The sequence below is a fragment of the Kitasatospora indigofera genome (assembly GCF_014655955.1).
Classification (GTDB): Bacteria; Actinomycetota; Actinomycetes; order Streptomycetales; family Streptomycetaceae; genus Kitasatospora; species Kitasatospora indigofera.
This window is the reverse complement of record NZ_BNBO01000027.1, coordinates 23,549-40,624: the sequence shown is the minus strand read 5'-3', so window position 1 is coordinate 40,624 and position 17,076 is coordinate 23,549. Positions and strand designations below refer to the sequence as shown.

Here is a 17,076-nt window from a genome sequence, read left to right as displayed (position 1 = left end):
ACGGAACGGCGGTTGCACCGGGCGGGGCCTGGGGGTGCGGTGCGGCCATATTTCTTCTTCAGCTACGCGCGGCGGGACCACGAGGCGGGCCGGGCCTTCGTCGACCAGTTCTTCACCGACCTCCGCGACGAACTGGCCCGGATCGAGCCCCAGGCGGGGCCCGGCGAACTCGCCTACCGGGACACCGAGGCGCTGCGCCTGGGCGACGACTGGGAGCGGCAGCTCTCCCGGATGCTCGGTGCCAGCCGGGCCATGGTGGCCCTCTACTCCCCGGAGTACTTCGCAAGCCTGTACTGCGGCAAGGAGTGGACGGCCTTCCACGACCGGATGCGCCGGCACGAGGACGAGAGCGGCGAGAGCGTCGCCGCCCTGATACCGGTGCTCTGGGAGCCGCCTCCCGGCGGGCTGCCGTCCGAGGTCAAGAAGATCCAGTACGTCCAGCAGGACATGGGTGAGGCCTACGCCCGTTCGGGCCTGCGTGACCTGCTCCGCACGGATCCGCACGGAGCCGAGTACACCCGGGTGGTGCGGGTCGTCGCGGAGCGGGTGCGGGACGTGGCGGGGCGTCCGATCGCCGAGTCGCACCAGCTGGACCTGGCCACGGTGCGTGGCTGCTTCCCGGCCCAGGCCTCGGCCGCGGCGGCCGTGGAACCCGCCACGACCGGCCCGGTCCGGCTGTTCGTCGCCGCCGGCCGGGCGGACGAGGACGCTCCGGCGGTGCCCGGCGGCGCGCCGCAGGGCGGGTGGTACGGGCCCCGTCCGTGGGACTGGGCGCCCTACCATCCGCCCACGCGGCCCTCGTTGGTGGTGCGGGCCCAGCGGGCGATCACCCTGGCCGGGCACAGCACCACGCTCGACGAGATCGGCCCCGACCTCGGTGCCCGCCTGGACCGCGCCCGGGAGGACAACCAGGTCAGCGTGCTGCTGGTGGACCCGTGGGCGGTCGGCGCGGGACCGTACCGCCAGGCGCTGAGCCAGTTCGACGACCGGAACCACCCGGTCACCGCGGTCCTCGTACCGACCGGCACCGACGACCCGCCCGAAGGGCCGGCCCACGCCCGGTTGTGGGCCGGAGTGCGCCAGGTCTTCCCCCGCAACTGGCTGCACCGATCCGGGCCCGAACCGCTCTTCAGGGTCCGCGTGGCCGGGGAACGTTTCGAGGACGCGCTCCTCACCATGGTCACCGTGGCCCAGAACAAGCTGCTGGACGACGACGACACGGATCCGGCCGGCGTGAGGGCGGGGTTCGGGCTCGGCCCGGGCGGTCCGGCGATACCGGGCCTGACCGTACCGGCCGGTCCGCCCGCCGGCGGCTCGGCCGCGCCGACGGGCCCGTCGCACGAAGGAGAGACCGAACGATGAGCACCGAGCCCGCCGCCCCGCCGGCCACCGAGCCCGCCGTCCCGTCCGACCCGGGCCCCGGCACGGTCGCCACCTTCTACTCGTACAAGGGCGGTACCGGCCGCACCATGGCGCTGGCCAACATCGGCTGGATCCTGGCGAGCCAGGGACTGCGCGTTCTGGTGGTCGACTGGGACCTGGAGGCGCCCGGGCTGCACCGCTACTACCACCCGCTCCTGGTCGATCCCGAACTGCACGCCACCGACGGGCTGATCGACCTGTTGCGGGCCTACGTCGACCAGGCCCTGCCCGGGCCGGACGGTGTCGCGGCGCTGGGGCCGGAGCAGTGGCTCGGCCAACCGGGCAGGCTCGATTCCTACCTCTGCGGGCTCGCACTCGACCTCCCGTCCGGCGGCAGGCTCGACCTGATGCCGGCCGGCCGCCAGAACGCCGCCTACTCGGCGGCCGTCACCAGCTTCAACTGGCGCAGCTTCTACAACCACCGGGACATCCGGGGCGCCGAATTCCTGCACGCGCTGCGCGAGCGGTGGACCCGGTCCTACGACTACGTGCTCATCGACAGCCGGACCGGCGTCAGCGACACCTCCGGCATCTGCACGGTGCTGATGCCGGACACCGTGGTCGACTGCTTCACCCTGGGGGCCCAGAGCATCCGTGGCGGGGTCGACGCGGCCCGCGCCATCGTGAACGCCGACGAACGCGAGATCCGGGTCCTGCCGGTGCCGATGCGGGTCGAGGGATCCGAACGGGCCGGCCTCCAGGCCGGCCGGGACCTCGCCCACGAGTCCTTCGCCCCCTACCTCGACCGCTGGTTGGGCGCGGACCGGCGCGGCGAGTACTGGCGGGACGTGGAGGTGCCCTACCGGCCCTTCTACGCCTACGAGGAGGTGCCCGCCACCGTCGTGGAGCGGCCGCGGCAGGGGCACGGCCTGCTCGGCGCGTTCGAGCGGCTGGCCTCCTGGCTCACCGAGGGCCGGGTCCGCGCGCTGAACCCCGTCCCCGAGCGGACCCGCCACCGGCTGTACGCGGCCTACCTGCGGACCGACCGGACGAGGTCCCGGCAGGTGTACGTCAGCTACGCGCCCGGGGAGCGCATGTGGGCCGAATGGGCCGCTGCCGAACTGGCCGGCTTCGGCTACCTCGCCTCGCTGCACAGCGCCGCGGAACCGCTCGACGACCCACTGCCGTCCGCCGCCGACGTGCCGGAGGCGGCCGGGCCCGCGGCCGGCGACGGCCGGGTCCTGGCCCTGCTGTCACCCGAGTACAGCGCCCTGCCCCGGGCCGGCGAGATCTGGCGCCGGCTGCCCCCCGCCGGCCCGGACGGCGGGCCGGAGAAGCTGCTGGTCCTGCGGATAGGGGCGTCGGCCGGCCGGCCGGCCGCGCCGTTCGCCGGCCGCGAGGCCCCCGACCTGACCCGCAGCTCCGCCGAGGCCGCGCAGTCGCAACTCTTCGAACTGCTCGGCCCGGCGCCCGGAGCCGGGCGCTGGCTCGACGGCGCCGACGAGCCGGCGCCCGATCCCGCCCGGTTCCCGGGCCGCCGTCCGGCCGTCCAGGGCATCCCCCCGCGCAACGCCGCCTTCACCGGGCGCGGGCGGCTCCTCGAACTCCTCCGGGACCGCTTCGGCCCCGGCCCGGCCGCCGTGCCCGTCCAGGTCCTGCACGGACTGGGCGGGGTGGGGAAGTCCCAGACCGCCGCCGAGTACGCGCACCGGTTCGGAGCCGGGTACGACGTGATCTGGTGGGTACCGGCCGACGACCCGGCCGGCATCCCGCAGCGGCTCGCCGAGCTCGCCCCCGGGCTGGGCCTGCGCAGTGGTGACGACGTCGGGCGCACCGCCACCGCGGTACTGGACGCCCTGCGCCTCGGCCGGCCGTACCGCCGCTGGCTGCTGGTCTACGACAACGCGGAGGACCCGGAGGCACTGGCACCCTGGCTGCCGGCCGGATGCGCCGGCGGCCACGTGATCGTCACCTCCCGCAACCGGAACTGGGCCGGGCACGCCGGGCGGACCGAGGTCGACGTCTTCACCCGCGAGGAGAGCGTCCAACTGCTCTCCGGCACGGCGGGTGTCCGGAACGCCGAGGGCGAGCGGATCGCCGGACTGCTCGGCGATCTGCCGCTCGCCGTGGGCCAGGCCGCGGCCTGGCTCCGGGAGACTCCGATGCCCGCGGCGACCTACCTGGACCTGCTGGAGGTGACCCTCACCGAGCTGCTGGACCGGACCGGACCGGGGCCGGACGACTACCCGCACTCGACGGCCGCCACGCTGCGGATCGCGGTGCAGGACCTGGCCAGGGCGAACGCCCCCGCCGCCCGGATGCTGGAGATCTGCGCGTTCTTCGGCCCGGACGCCATCCCGGCCAGGCTGCTCTACAGCCGGCCCGTCATCGAGGCCCTGGGACTGCCCGAGGGCGCCCGCCACGACCTGCTCGCGACCGGGGAGTTCCTGCGCGCCGTGAACAGGTTCGGGCTGGCCCGGTTCGACCAGGCCGCCGGGACCATCGACGTGCACCGGCTCGTCCGGGCCGTGCTGCACGACCAGGTGGAGGGGACGGACGAGGCCGTCATCCGCGCCGCGGTGCACAGCGCGCTCGCCGCCGACGCCCCGGACGACCCGGACACTCCCGCCAACTGGCCGCGGTACGCCGAACTCCTGCCGCACCTGTGGCCGTCCGGCGCGGTCGAGAGCCCCGATCCCCGGGTGCGCCGGTGGATCGTCGACTCGGTCCGCGCGCAGTGGCAGCGCGGCCTGCACGCCTCGGGCCGGGACCTCGCGGAACGCATCCTGGAGCGCTGGCGCCGGGGCGCCACCACCGCGGCGGGGGACGACGCCTGGATCCTGCTGCTGCGCACCCAGCTCGGCAACATCCAGCGCTCCCAGGGAGCCCTGCTGGAGGCCTACGAGACCGATCTGGACGTACTGGAACGGCTGCGCGCCACCGTCGGACCCGGCCACCTGCACACCCTCGCGGTGGCCGGCAGCCTCGGCGGTGACCTGCGCCGGCTCGGCCGCTACCGGGAGGCCCGCGAGCTGGACGAACGCACCCTCGCCACGGCGCGGAGCACCCTCGGGCCCGAGCACCCGCGGACCCTCATGATCGCCAACAACCTGGCCATCTCCGAATTCCTGGCAGGGGACCTGCCGGCCGCGCTCCTGCGCCAGCGGCAGGCCCATCAGGTCCAGCAGGAGGTCCTGGGCGCCCTGCACCCCTACACGCTCGCCTCCGCCGCCAACTACGGGTGCGACCTGCGGGAGGCCGGCCGGCTGCAGGAGGCCCTCGACGTCCTTGAGACCACCGTCCAAGGCTTCCGGGAGACCATCGGCGACGACCACGGCGAGACCCTCCGGGCCCGCCGGCACCTCGGCGTCACGCTGCGCCGGCTCGGCCGGCACCGGGAAGCCCTGCGGATCGACGAGGACGTCCACCGGCGCTACCTCGACCGCAACGGAGCCCGGCACCCGGACGCCGCCGCCGCCGCCGTCAGCCTCGCGGGGGACGCCGCGGCGCTCGGCGACACCGACCGCGCCGTCCGGTTGTGCGAGGACGCCCTCGCCTACTACCGCGACGAATTCGGCGAACTCCACCCCACCACGCTGGCCGTCACCGGCAACCTCGCGGTGCTGCTCCGCCGGGCCGGGCGCACCGAGGAGGCCGGCCGGCTGTCCGAGGAGACCCTGGAGCGCCTGCGCCCGCAGCTCGGTGACCGGCACCCCTACGTCCTCGTGACGATGGCGAACCACGCCAACGGGCTGGCGGCGGCAGGTGCGGACGAAGCCGCCGTGGCGCTGGAGGAGCGGGCCGTCCCCCTGCTGGCCGACGTCCTCGGCCGGGACCACTACGACACCCTCGCCGCGACGTCCAACCTGGCGCTGAGCCTCGCCGCCCGCGGCCACGGCGCCCGGGCCGCGGAGCTCACGGCCGACAGCGTCCGCCGGGCCCGCCGGACCCTCGGCCCGGGCCATCCGATCACCGCGGCGGCCGAGGCGGGGGAGCGGCTGGACTTCGACATCGACCCGCCGTGGGTGTGAGGGAGCGGGGCGGGGGCGCGGCTTCCGTGCGCCACGCCGGTGCCCTTGTGCGACCGCCAGGAGAGTGAACTTTCGGCGAGAATCCGCAGTCCGGGCCGGTATCGGCCGAAGCAGTGCCAAGAACAGTACGGCGATGGCTGTGCAGGCCGGATACGCTTCTGGTGGACCGGGTGGTATACCCGGCATCCTGCTCTCTCTAACCCCCATCGTGGAAGAGACTCGAACATGACACCCGCACTGGACACCAGGCCCAGCAGTGAACTGATCGACCGTCAGGCGACTGACCGGCCGACTCTGGCCGATCTGGCCTCACTCGGCACCGAGGAGCTGTCCGTTCGGCTCCGACGCGCCCTGCCCGGTTCCGATTCAGGGCTGGTGCCGGTGGCGGCATTTAATTCCTCCATCTGATCAGCCAGTAATTCAGGGGCTCCGGCTGAATCCGGTAGACAATGGAAAGAATTCCGCTGCCTTTCACCCAATTCGTGGTGAAAATGCACAGTCGATGTGATCTCGCCTGCGATCACTGCTATGTCTACGAACACGCTGACACGAGTTGGCGCGCGCGTCCGAAGGTCATCGGCGACGAGGTGCTGGCCGGAGCCGCCGGCCGGGTCGGCGAGCATGCGGCCACCCACCGGCTGACCGCCGTCCGGGTCGTCCTGCACGGGGGGGAACCCCTGCTCGCCGGCCCGGACCGGCTTCGCCGCGCGGCGGCGGCGTTCCGGTCGGCACTGCCGCCCGGTTGCGCCCTCGACCTGCGGATCCATACCAACGGCGTGCTGCTGGACCGCACGTTCTGTGAACTCTTCGACGAGGTGGGAATCAAGGTCGGCATCTCGCTGGACGGCGATCGCGCGGCCAACGACCGGCACCGGCGGTACGCCGACGGGCGCAGCAGTCACCCCCAGGTGCTGCGCGCGGTGGGACTGCTGCGCGAGCCGGAGTTCCGGCACCTGTTCGCCGGTCTGCTGTGCACCATCGACGTCGAGAACGATCCCGTCGTGGTGTATCGCGCGCTGGCCGAACTCGAACCCCCGGCGGTCGACTTCCTTTTGCCGCACGCCACTTGGGAGCAACCCCCGAAGCGCCCGGCCGGTGGGGGGGAGACCCCTTATGCGGAATGGCTCTTGAATGTCTACGGCCGGTGGGAGGCGGACGGCCGCCCGTTCGCCGTCCGCACGTTCGACTCGGTGCACCGCACGTTGCGTGGCCTGTCCAGCCTGACCGAGTCGTTGGGCCTGGAGCCCGCGGACGTGGTCGTCCTGGAGACGGACGGCAGCTACGAGCAGGCCGACAGCCTGAAGACCTCCTTCGACGGTGCGCCCGCCACCGGCATGGACGTCTTCACCCACGACCTCGACCAGGTCGCCCGCCATCCGGGAATGGCACAGCGGCAGGCGGGCCTGGCGGGCCTCAGCGCCGAGTGCCGGTCCTGCCCCGTGGTCCGGGCCTGCGGCGGTGGTCTGTATGCGCACCGCTACCGCGCCGACGCCGACGGCGGCAGCTTCGACCATCCCTCCGTCTACTGCGGGGACCTCATGGCGCTCATCAAGGGCATCGCCGGGCCGGGCGGCCCGGATCCCGCGCCCCGCGTACCGGCCCAGGCCGCCGAGCCCGTGCTGGTGCCCGCCCTCACCGACCGGCAACTGGGCGAGCTGGCGCGCGGCCACGGCGGTGCCGACACCGTCGCAGCCCTCGCCCGCTCACAACTCGCGCTCACCCGGGCGATGCTGGCCGCCGTCTGGGACAGTTCGGGGCTGCGCGACTCGGCCGCGTGGGACCTGCTGTCAGCCCTTGACGCCACCGCCCCCGCCGCCCTGGACGCCGTGCTCGGCCACCCGTACGTCCGGGCCTGGGCGGCCCGGCGGCTCGCGGGGGACCCCGCCGCCGGGCTCGCCCCGCTGGCGGAGCTGGCGGCGGCGGCGGCCGTCCGGGCCGGACGCGACGTCACGCTGGCGGTGCCGGTGCGCGGCGGCGCGTTGCACCTGCCCACGCTCGGCCGGCTCGTGGCCACGGACGGCGAGGCGCGAGTCACCGGAGGGGCGGACGGCTTCACGGTGCGGACCGCCGACGGTGACGTCGTCACGGTGACCGGGCAGGACACCGCCGGCGGGCGCTGGCAGCCCGTGCGCCGGATCCGCTTCGCGGACGGCTGGACGGTGGCGCTGGAGGACACCGACCCGCAGCGCGACAGTCACCACTGGCCGGTCGAGGGCCGTCTGGCCGACCCCGAACTGCACAGCTGGACAGGGGCCTTGCGTGAGGCCTGGGAGCTGGTCGGCCGTGATCTGCCCGACTACGCGGCCGGAGTCCGGGCGGGACTGAGCACCATCACCCCGCTGCGGGCCGGCCCCGCCGGGCGGGACGTCAGCGCGGCCGCCCGGCAGGCCTTCGGGGCCGTCGGGATCGCCCGGCCGGCCACCGCGCCGATCCTCGGCCTGCTGCTCGCCCATGAGTTCCAGCACGTCAAACTGGGCGCGGTGCTCGACCTGGTGGACCTGTACGACCCGTCCGACACCGCGCTCTACCACGCCCCGTGGCGCCCGGACCCGCGGCCGATCGAGGGGCTGCTGCAGGGCACCTACGCGCATCTGGCGGTGACCGAGTTCTGGGGCACCAGAACGCTCGCCTACGACGGGCTGCCGGGGGAGACGGCCGACCACACCCGGGCGCAGTTCGCACTCTGGCGCCGGTACACGGCGGAGGCGGTGGAACGGCTGGCCGGCTCCGGCTCGCTCACCGCTCTCGGGCTGCGGTTCGCGGACGGGATGCGGGAGTCCGTGCGGCCGTGGCTGGAGACGGAGCTGCCGGCGGTCGCCGAGCGGACCGCCGAGGAGGCGCGGCGGCAGGCCGCGCCGGAGGGACTGGTGACGCCCGGCTGACCGATCGTCACATACCGCTTGTATCCTCGTCACCGACCCGTCGTAGCCCCGGACGACCGACCGGGGCCCATCACCTCCCGGGAACCGTCATCCTTATCGAATCCCGTACCGGCAGTGCCGTCCGCACCTCGAACCCCGAGTCCGCCCCGGGGCCGACCGGCCTGCCGTCGGCACCGCCCCTCGGCCGGGACGAGCTGGCCGGGCACTTCGCCGCGCTGGGCGTCCGCCCCGGCGAAGTGCTCTTCGTGCAGGCCTCGCTGCGTCGGCTCGGGCCGGTGGCCGGCGGCGCCGCCACCGTGGTGGATGCCCTGCTGGACGCGCTCGGCGGGCCGGGGCGGGGCACTCTGGTCGCCTACACCGGGACCCCGGAGAACTCCTCCACCTCCCGGCTGGTCACCACCATGCAGGCCGGCTGGTCCGCCGAGCGGATCGCCGAATGGCGCGCCGGCATGCCGCCCTTCGATCCGGCGACCACTCCCAGCTCGCCGACCATGGGGAGGCTCTCCGAGGAGGTCCGCCGCCGGCCCGACGCGCTGCGCAGCAGTCACCCGCAGGCCTCCTTCGCCGCCGTCGGCGAGCGGGCGAAGGAGATCACGGAGGTGCACGACCTCGACTGCCACCTGGGCCAGCGGTCGCCGCTCGGCCGGCTGCACGAGATCGGTGCCCGGGCGCTCACCATCGGCGTGCCGTTGGACCGGTTCACCGTCTTCCATCTGGCCGACCTGCGGATGCCCGACGTGCCGACCCGCCACTACAGCTGCGTGGTGAAGGACGGGGCCGGCCGCCGGTGGGTCCACTTCGACGGGCCGTTCCTGGACGACCTGCACTTCGCCGAGCTGGGCGAGGCCGTGCTGCGCGAGGCGCGGGGAGTCACCGGGGAGCTTGTGGGCGGGGCGTACTGCCGGCTGCTGCCGATCCGCGAGGTCGTGGACCTCGCGGTGCGCAGTCTGCGCCGCAGCCGCGGACTGCCGCCGGAGGAGTGACCGCCCTGGCGGGCGGGGCCGCCTGCGCCCCCTAGCGCCCCCCGCACGGCCCGTGCGCCTGCGATCGTCCGGGACATGACGAGTGATCAACCCCGTTGCGCTATTCCATTGGAGTGCAAGTCGTTCTTACACTGAAGCCCCCGTGCGTGTGGGGACCGGTGGTGGACGGGCCAGGGGGAGGCGCGTGTGTACGACCCTGGGGGCTGGGACGAGGACGCGTCCCGTCCTTACTTCTTCCTCAGTTATGCCCATACGCCGAAGGCCGGCGCGCGCGGGGCGGGGGACCCGAACCACTGGGTCCGCCAGCTCTACCGCGACCTGTGCGAGGCGGTGCTGCAGCTCACCACGTTACCGGCCGGGGCCCCGGTCGGGTTCATGGACGAGAGCATGCACCAGGGCGAGCTGTGGGCCGACCGGCTCTCCCACGAGCTGGCCTCCTGCCGGGTGTTCGTTCCGCTGTACTCGCCGCGCTACTTCAGCAGCCTCGCCTGCGGGCAGGAGTGGCACTCGTTCACCCAGCGGCCGGTGTACCCCGCCAACCGCGACTCGGACCGGACCAGCGGCGTCGTCCCGGTGCTCTGGGTGGCGATGGGGCAGTACAAGCTGCCCGAGGTGGCCAGCCAACTCCAGTTCAACCACGCCAGTTTCGGGCCCGACTACGCGGCCGAGGGCCTGTACGCGCTGATGAAGCTCAGCTACTTCCGGTCGGCCTACGAGCTGGCCGTCCACCGGCTGGCCCGGCGGATCGTCGAGGTCGCCGAGGACACCGTGATCCCGGTCGGGCGCAAGCTCGACTTCCAGTCCCAGCCCAGTGCGTTCAACGTGGTGGCGCCCACCAAGCAGCTGCGGATCTCGGTGCTCTCGTACCACCGGGCGGAGCTGCCGCCGGGGCGCAACGCGGACTACTACGGCGCCCGGCGCACCGACTGGCACCCGTACCGGCCGGTCGCCGAGCGGCCGTTGGCCGAGCACGCGGTGCGGCTGGCGAAGCAGCTGGGGTTCCAGCCGAGCGTGCACGAGTTCGACGAGGAGGTCGAGGAGCTGACCGGCGGCGGGCAGCCCACCGCCCCCGGCCTGCTGCTGCTCGACCGCTGGGCGCTGCGGGACGAGCGCCGCCGGGAGCTGGTCCGCCGGTTCGACCGCAGCAACACCGGCTGGGTCGGTGTGCTGGAGCCGTGGAACCAGGACGACCCCGACTGTGTCGAGCACGAGGGCCCACTGGGCGAACTCAGCGACCAGGCCCTGCGGCTCACCCACCGGGTGGCCCGCCCCAGCTTCCAGGGCCTGGCCGCCGGGCCGACCGGGCTCGCCAGCCTGGAGGACTTCGACGACGCCCTGCCGAGGGCGGCGATGAAGGCCAAGTACGCCTTCGAGGACCGGACCAGAACGGGGGCGGGCGAGACCGCCACGCCCCGGCCCAGCCTGCGTGACGCGTTCCGCGGCGGGCGCGGACGCGAAGCGGCGGGCCTCGCACCGCCGCGCACGGACGACGACCACCCAGCCAGCGCCGAAGGCGACAGCCCGCAGGACGGGGCCGAGCCCGGGGGAGGAAACGCATGAGCGAGAGCCGGACCAGGAACCTCCGGGTGGCGGGCCGAGAGGCCGCCAGAGCGCCGAAGCCGCAGGCGGAGGAGGACCGCAACGGCCGGATCGTCACCTTCTACTCCTACAAGGGCGGCACCGGCCGGACCATGGCGCTGGCCAACACCGCCTGGATCCTGGCCGCCAACGGATTCCGGGTGCTCACCGTCGACTGGGACCTGGAGGCGCCGGGCCTGGCCAAGTTCTTCCACCCGTTCATCGACCAGGCGGTGCTGGCCGGCACCACCGGCATGATGGACCTGATCGCCGAGTACCGGGAGGAGGCCCTGCGGCCGGTCGAGCACGCCCCCGACTGGCACCTCGACTTCGCCCGGGTGCACCCGCACGCCCTCTCGCTGGCCTGGCCGCTCTTCCCGAGCGGCGGCAGCCTCGACTTCCTCTCGGCCGGGCAGTTCAACCGCGACTACTCGGACGCGGTCGGCCGCCTGGACTGGGACATCTTCTACGACCGTTTCGACGGCGGGCAGTTCTTCGACGCGCTGCGCGCGGACATGCGCAAGCGCTACGACTACGTCCTGATCGACAGCCGGACCGGCCTGTCCGACATCGCCGAGATCTGCACCGTCCAGATGCCCGACGACCTGGTGGTCTGCTTCACCCTGAGCGACCAGTCCATCGACGGCGCCTCCCGGATCGCCCAGCACATCCACGACCGCTACCGCGACCGCGGCATCCGGATCCTGCCCGTCCCGATGCGCATCGACGAGGGCGAGAAGGAGAAGGCGGACGCCGGCCGGGCGCTGGCCCGGATCCGCTTCGACGGCCTGCCGGCCGGCCTCGGCGGCGACGAACTCGCCCACTACTGGGGGTCGGTGGAGATCCCGTACCGGCCGTTCTACGCGTACGAGGAGATCCTCGCCACCTTCGGCGACCAGGGCGGCAGCCCCACCTCGATGCTGGCCGCCTGCGAGCGGCTCACCGGGATGCTCACCGAGGGACGGGTCAGCTCGCTGCCGCCGGTCGACGAGGAGATCCGGCTGCGGTACGTGGACGCCTTCACCCGGCGCCGCCCGTCCGTGCCGGCCGACCTCTACCTGTCCTACGTGCCCGAGGACCGGATGTGGGCCGACTGGATCGAGTCCGTCCTCAGCCGGGCCGGGTTCCGGGTGCTGCCGAGGGACTTGAGCGCCGGATCGGACCCCCGGCACGAGACCGAGCGGGGCATCGACGCGGCGTACCGCACCGTCGCCGTGCTCTCGCCCGCCTACCTGCGCTCGCCGCAGGCCCGCGCGCTCTGGGAGTCCGTGGTCAGCTCCGACCCCTCCGGCACCCGGCGCCAGCTGGTGCCCGTCCGGGTCGGCGACGTGCGCCTCACCGCGCCGTTCAGCAACCGGAACCCGGTCGACCTGGTCGGCCGCGACGAGGCGCAGTCCGTGCAGACCCTGCTGCGGGCGCTCGGCCGCGGGGAGATCCCGCTGGAGGAGGCCTCCGGCACCGGCCCGCGGTTCCCCGGCAGCAAGCCGCAGGTCTGGGACGTGCCGCCGCGCAACCCCTCCTTCACCGGCCGGGCCACCGTGCTGGAGCAGCTGCGCAACCAGCTGCGCGGCGGGATGGCCGCCGTCCTGCCCACCCCGCAGACCCTGTACGGCCTCGGCGGCGTCGGCAAGACCCAGGTCGCGCTGGAGTACGCGCACCGCTTCATGTCCGACTACGACCTGGTCTGGTGGATCGACGCCGAGCAGACCGAGCTGGTCGCCCCGGCGCTGGCCGAACTCGCCCGCCGGCTGGGCCTGCGGGTCGGCGACTCGGTCACCGAGGCGGCCGAGGCGGCCCGCGAGGCGCTCCGGCGCGGCACCCCGACCTCGCGCTGGCTGCTGATCTTCGACAACGCCGACGAGCCGTCCGAGATCCGCCGGTTCTTCCCCGGCGGCTCCGGCCACATCCTGGTCACCTCCCGCAACCAGGCGTGGTCCGGCCACGCCGAGGCGCTGGAGGTGGACGTCTTCACCCGCGGCGAGAGCATCGAGCACCTCTGCCGCCGGGCCCGCGGGCTGTCCCGGACGGACGCCGACCGGGTGGCCGACGCGGTGGGCGACCTGCCGCTCGCGGTCGAGGTCGCGGCGGCCTGGCTGGACACCACCGGTACGCCCGTCGACACCTACGTCTCGCAGCTGCACGCGGAGGCCGCCCGCGCCCTCGCGGTGGCCCGGCCGACCGACTACCCGACACCGGTCGGCGCGACCTGGAACGTGTCCATCGCCCGGCTGCGGGTGCAGTCCCCGGCGGCGGTACGGCTGTTGCAGCTCTGCGCGTTCTTCGCGCCGGAGCCGATCTCGATGAACCTCTTCTACAGCGACCAGATGATCCGCGCGCTGGTGAAGTACGACGAGGACCTCAACGACAAGTTCATGCTCGGCAAGGTCATCCAGGCGATCGGGCGGTACGCGCTGGCCAAGGTCGACGCCGGCAGCAACAGCTTCCAGGTGCACCGGCTCGTCCAGGCGGTGATCCGCTCCGAGATGTCCGAGGACGACCAGGAGATCGCGGTGCACGAGGTGCACCGCATCCTCACCGGCGCCCGGCCCGTCCTCGGTGACACCGACGACCCGGCCAACTGGCCCGCGTTCGACGAGATCTGGCCGCACCTGTCGCCCTCGAAGGCGCACAACTGCGACGAGTCCGACACCCGCCAGCTGCTGATCGACCGGGTCCGCTACCTCTGGAAGCGCGGTGAGCTGGAGCGCGCCCGTGACCTCGGCCACGCCCTGGACGAGGCCTGGACGGGCAAGCTCGGCGAGGACGACCGGCAGACCCTGCTGCTGCGCTTCCAGCTCGCCAACGTGCTGCGCTCGCAGGGGTCGTACGCCGAGGCACTGGCGCTGGACGAGTCCACGCTGGCCCGCCAGCGGCGGCTGCTCGGCGAGCACCACCCGTACACGCTGATGACGGCGGGCTCGCTCGGCGCGGACCGGCGGGCGCTCGGGCTGTTCCAGTCCGCGCTCGACATGGACCGCGAAATCCTGGAGCAGTTCCGGGAGTTGTTCGGCGACGAGCACCCGCGCACGCTCTCGATGGCGAACAACCTGGCGATCGACTACCGGCTGGTCGGCGACAGCGAGGCGGCCCGCGACCTCGACCAGGAGACCCTGGACCGCCGCACCTCGGTCCTGGGCCCCAAGCACCCCTACACCCTCTCGACCAAGTCCGCGCTCGCCCGCGACCTGCGTGAACTGGGCGACTACAAGGGCTCCGCGGAGCTCGCCCGCGAGGTCATGAACGACCTCATGGACGTCCTCGAACCGGACCTCCCGGAGAACCTGCGCAACGCCAAGTCGCTGGCCGTCTCGCTGCGCAAGGCCGGCAACCTGGCCGAGGCCCGCCGGATCACCAAGGAGACCTACGAGCGCTACCTGGAGCGCTACGGGGCGGACGCCCCCGACGCGCTGGCCTGCGCCCTCAACCTGGCCGCCGACTACAGCGCGTCCGGCGACAAGGAGGCCGCCCGCGACCTGGCCGTCACGGTCTACGACGGCCACCGGCGGCTGTTCGGCCCCGAGCACCCCTTCACCCTGGCCTGCGCCAACAACCTGGGCATCTACCTGCGGGGCAGCGGCGACGTCCAGGCGGCGATCGCCCGTGGCCGGGACACCGTCGAGGCGCTGCACCGGACGGTCGGGGCCGAGCACCCGTTCACCCTCAGCGCGATGATCAACCTGGCCAACGCCTACGGCGACGACGGGCAGTACGACCTGGCCGAGGGGCTGGAGCGCACCGCTCACACCGGCCTCTGCAACCGCTACAGCTCCCGGCACCCCGACGCGGTCGCCTGCGAGGCCAACCTCGCGGTGACCCTGCGGGGCGCCGGCCGGCACACCCAGGCCGCCGAACTGCGGGCCCGGGCGGTCGCCGAGCTGATCCGCCAGCTCGGCGAGGAGCACCCCAACACGGTCTCCGCCCGGGGCTGGAAGCGGATCAACCGCGACCTCGAACCGCAGCCCGTGTGAGCGGCCGCCGGCCCGGCGCCCCGCAGCCCGTGTGAGCGGCCGCCGGCCCGGCGCCACCCCGCCCGTCAGGCCCGCCGCGGGGTACGCTGCGGGCCTGATGAGCGACAAGCACCTGCCTCCCGTCCTGGTCACCCGCCGGCTCGCCCCGGGGGTGACCGAGCGGCTCGCACCGTCCTGCGACGTCACCCTGCACGACGACGTCCGGCCGATGGAACGGGCCGCGCTGCTGGCGGCCGTGCACGGCCGGGCCGCCGTGATCACCACCCTGGACGACGTGGTGGACGACGAGTTCCTGGACGCCGCCGGGCCGTCCCTGCGGATCGTCGCCAACCACGCGGTGGGCACCCACAACATCGACCTGGCCGCCTGCGCCGCGCGCGGCGTGCCGGTCAGCAACACCCCCGGCGTGCTCACCGCGGCCACCGCCGACATGGCCTGGGCCCTGCTGCTGGCGGCCACCCGGCGGCTCGGCGAGGGCGAGCGGCTGCTGCGCTCCGGGCAGCCCTGGGCCTGGGCGCCGACCTTCCTGCTGGGCACGGAGCTGGCCGGCGCCCCGCTGGGCATCCTCGGGATGGGCCGGATCGGGCAGGCGGTGGCCCGCCGGGCCGCCGGCTTCGACATGCCCGTCAGCTACCACAACCGCACCAGGCTCCCGGCCGCTCTGGAAGGCGACTCCCGCTGGCTGCCGCTGGACGAGCTGCTGGCCGGGTCCGCCGTCCTGGTCGTCACCTGCCCGCTCTCGGCCGGCACCCGGCACCTGCTGGACGCCGGGCGCCTGGCCCTGCTGCCGGCCGGTGCGGTGGTGGTCAGCATGACCGCCGGCGTGGTGGACGAGCTGGCACTGGCGGCCGCCCTGGAGTCCGGCGCGCTGTCGGCGGCGGCGGTCGACAACTTCGAGCACGAGCCGGCCGTGCCGGCGGAGCTGCTGGCGCAGGAGCGGGCCGTCCTGGCGCCGCACCTGGGCAGCGCGACCGTCCGCACCCGGCAGGCGATGGGCGGGCTGGCCGTGGACAACGTCCTCGCGGTGCTGGCGGGCGGCGCGCCGCTGACGCCGGTCACGGCGGGCTGACGCCCGTCGGCGGCCCTTCCACGGGCCCCGCCGCCGGGCCCGTCCCGGCGCAAGCACGTCCGGGACGGTACGCCCTGACGGGCGGTCCCCGTACGCCCGTGAGTCCGTGCCCTTGAGCCCTTGAGCCCTTGAGCCCTTGAGTCCCTGGGCCTGGACGCCCGTACGCCTGTTCCCTCCGTCCCGCCCCCGCTCCCTCGCGCCTTCGCGCGCGTTCACCCCTGCCCTGCCCTGCCCCGCGTGCCCGTCCGGTCCGGCGACCCCGCCGGTCCGGCCTCCGGCATGCCCGCGGGAGGATTCCGATCGACAAAGGACACAAGGTGTCCTACTGTCAACATTGTGTCCTTGAGGGGTGGCGAACGCCTCCCGTCAGGCCGTTCCCCGTGACCGCCCGGTTCCAAGGAGGCCAGCCCGTGGCAGAGACGTTCGGTGCGACGAAGGAGGAGCTGGTGGACCTCGCCCACCGCCGCATGAGCTCCGCGATCCCCGACAGCGACTGGACGACCCGGCAGAAGGTGGCGCTCACCTGCCGGATCCTGTTCGACGCCGGCCACGACTCCGGTCTGGCCGGCCAGATCACCGCCCGGGCCGAACGCCCCGGGACCTACTGGACCCAGCGCCTCGGGCTGGGTTTCGACGAGATCACCGAGGACAACCTGCTGCTGGTCGACGAGGACCTCCACGTCCTCGAAGGCACCGGGATGGCGAACCCGGCCAACCGGTTCCACAGCTGGGTCTACCGGGCCCGGCCGGACGTGGAGTGCATCGTCCACACCCACCCCCTGCACATCGCGGCGCTGTCCATGCTGGAGGTGCCGCTGGTGGTGTCCCAGATGGACCTCACCCCGCTCTACGACGACTGCGCCTTCCTGCCGCTCTGGCCGGGCATCCCGGTCGGCAACGAGGAGGGCGAGCTCATCTCGGCGGCCCTCGGCGGCAAGCGGGCCCTGCTGATGGCCCATCACGGCCAGCTGGTGGCCGCGGGATCGGTCGAGGAGGCCTGCTCGCTGGCGGTGCTGATCGAGCGCGCCGCCGAGCTCCAGCTGTTGGCGATGTCGGCCGGCACCGTCAAGGAGCTCCCCGACGCGCTCGCCCGCGAGGCGCACGACTGGACCTCGACGCCAAAGCGCAGCCAGGCCTCGTTCGCCTACTACGCCCGCCGGGCGCTGACCACCCACCAGGACTGCTTCACCGGAGGTGCCTGAG

9 protein-coding genes are annotated in these 17,076 nt (G+C 73.8%); all 9 read left to right on the top strand.

What is annotated here, in order from left to right; translation table 11 throughout:
- Nucleotides 1-39 precede the first annotated feature (39 nt).
- The 9 genes from IE329_RS22415 to IE329_RS22375 all read left to right on the top strand — a co-directional run bounded on the left by IE329_RS22415 (nt 40) and on the right by IE329_RS22375 (nt 17,075).
- On the top strand, nt 40-1,362 hold the full coding sequence (locus tag IE329_RS22415) for a TIR-like protein FxsC (protein WP_190212747.1): 1,323 nt from the start codon (nt 40-42) through the stop codon (nt 1,360-1,362).
- Entirely contained in the window at nt 1,359-5,393 is a 4,035-nt protein-coding gene (gene fxsT, locus IE329_RS22410) for an FxSxx-COOH system tetratricopeptide repeat protein (RefSeq protein WP_190212746.1), read from the top strand. The genes IE329_RS22415 and fxsT (IE329_RS22410) overlap by 4 nt, the downstream gene beginning before the upstream one ends.
- Before the next feature lie 225 nt (nt 5,394-5,618).
- Nucleotides 5,619-5,801: a hypothetical protein gene (locus IE329_RS22405; RefSeq protein ID WP_190212745.1), complete on the top strand. Its 183-nt coding sequence runs from the start codon at nt 5,619-5,621 to the stop codon at nt 5,799-5,801.
- A gap of 41 nt (nt 5,802-5,842) precedes the next feature.
- The gene (locus tag IE329_RS22400; RefSeq protein ID WP_190212744.1) at nt 5,843-8,275 is read left to right on the top strand and encodes an FxsB family cyclophane-forming radical SAM/SPASM peptide maturase; all 2,433 of its coding nucleotides are present in this window, start codon (nt 5,843-5,845) and stop codon (nt 8,273-8,275) included.
- A gap of 236 nt (nt 8,276-8,511) precedes the next feature.
- Nucleotides 8,512-9,258: an AAC(3) family N-acetyltransferase gene (locus tag IE329_RS22395; protein ID WP_229927665.1), complete on the top strand. Its 747-nt coding sequence runs from the start codon at nt 8,512-8,514 to the stop codon at nt 9,256-9,258.
- A gap of 186 nt (nt 9,259-9,444) precedes the next feature.
- Nucleotides 9,445-10,818 (top strand): TIR-like protein FxsC, encoded by a 1,374-nt coding sequence (locus tag IE329_RS22390; RefSeq protein ID WP_190212743.1) that lies wholly within the window; start codon nt 9,445-9,447, stop codon nt 10,816-10,818.
- Entirely contained in the window at nt 10,815-14,804 is a 3,990-nt protein-coding gene (fxsT, locus tag IE329_RS22385) for an FxSxx-COOH system tetratricopeptide repeat protein (protein WP_190212742.1), read from the top strand. The genes IE329_RS22390 and fxsT (IE329_RS22385) overlap by 4 nt, the downstream gene beginning before the upstream one ends.
- A 97-nt stretch (nt 14,805-14,901) precedes the next feature.
- Complete coding sequence (locus IE329_RS22380; RefSeq protein WP_190212741.1) at nt 14,902-15,873, top strand: 2-hydroxyacid dehydrogenase; 972 nt, start codon at nt 14,902-14,904, stop codon at nt 15,871-15,873.
- Nucleotides 15,874-16,283: 410 nt separating this feature from the next.
- Entirely contained in the window at nt 16,284-17,075 is a 792-nt protein-coding gene (locus tag IE329_RS22375) for an aldolase (protein ID WP_190212740.1), read from the top strand.
- Nucleotide 17,076 lies beyond the last annotated feature (1 nt).

Bases quoted from the DNA above. Each gene is read 5' to 3' on its own strand.
- IE329_RS22380 (WP_190212741.1), top strand. From the start codon at position 14,902: ATGAGCGACAAGCACCTGCCTCCCGTCCTGGTCACCCGCCGGCTCGCC.
- fxsT (WP_190212746.1), top strand. From the start codon at position 1,359: ATGAGCACCGAGCCCGCCGCCCCGCCGGCCACCGAGCCCGCCGTCCCG.
- fxsT (WP_190212742.1), top strand. From the start codon at position 10,815: ATGAGCGAGAGCCGGACCAGGAACCTCCGGGTGGCGGGCCGAGAGGCC.
- IE329_RS22405 (WP_190212745.1), top strand. From the start codon at position 5,619: ATGACACCCGCACTGGACACCAGGCCCAGCAGTGAACTGATCGACCGT.
- IE329_RS22400 (WP_190212744.1), top strand. From the start codon at position 5,843: ATGGAAAGAATTCCGCTGCCTTTCACCCAATTCGTGGTGAAAATGCAC.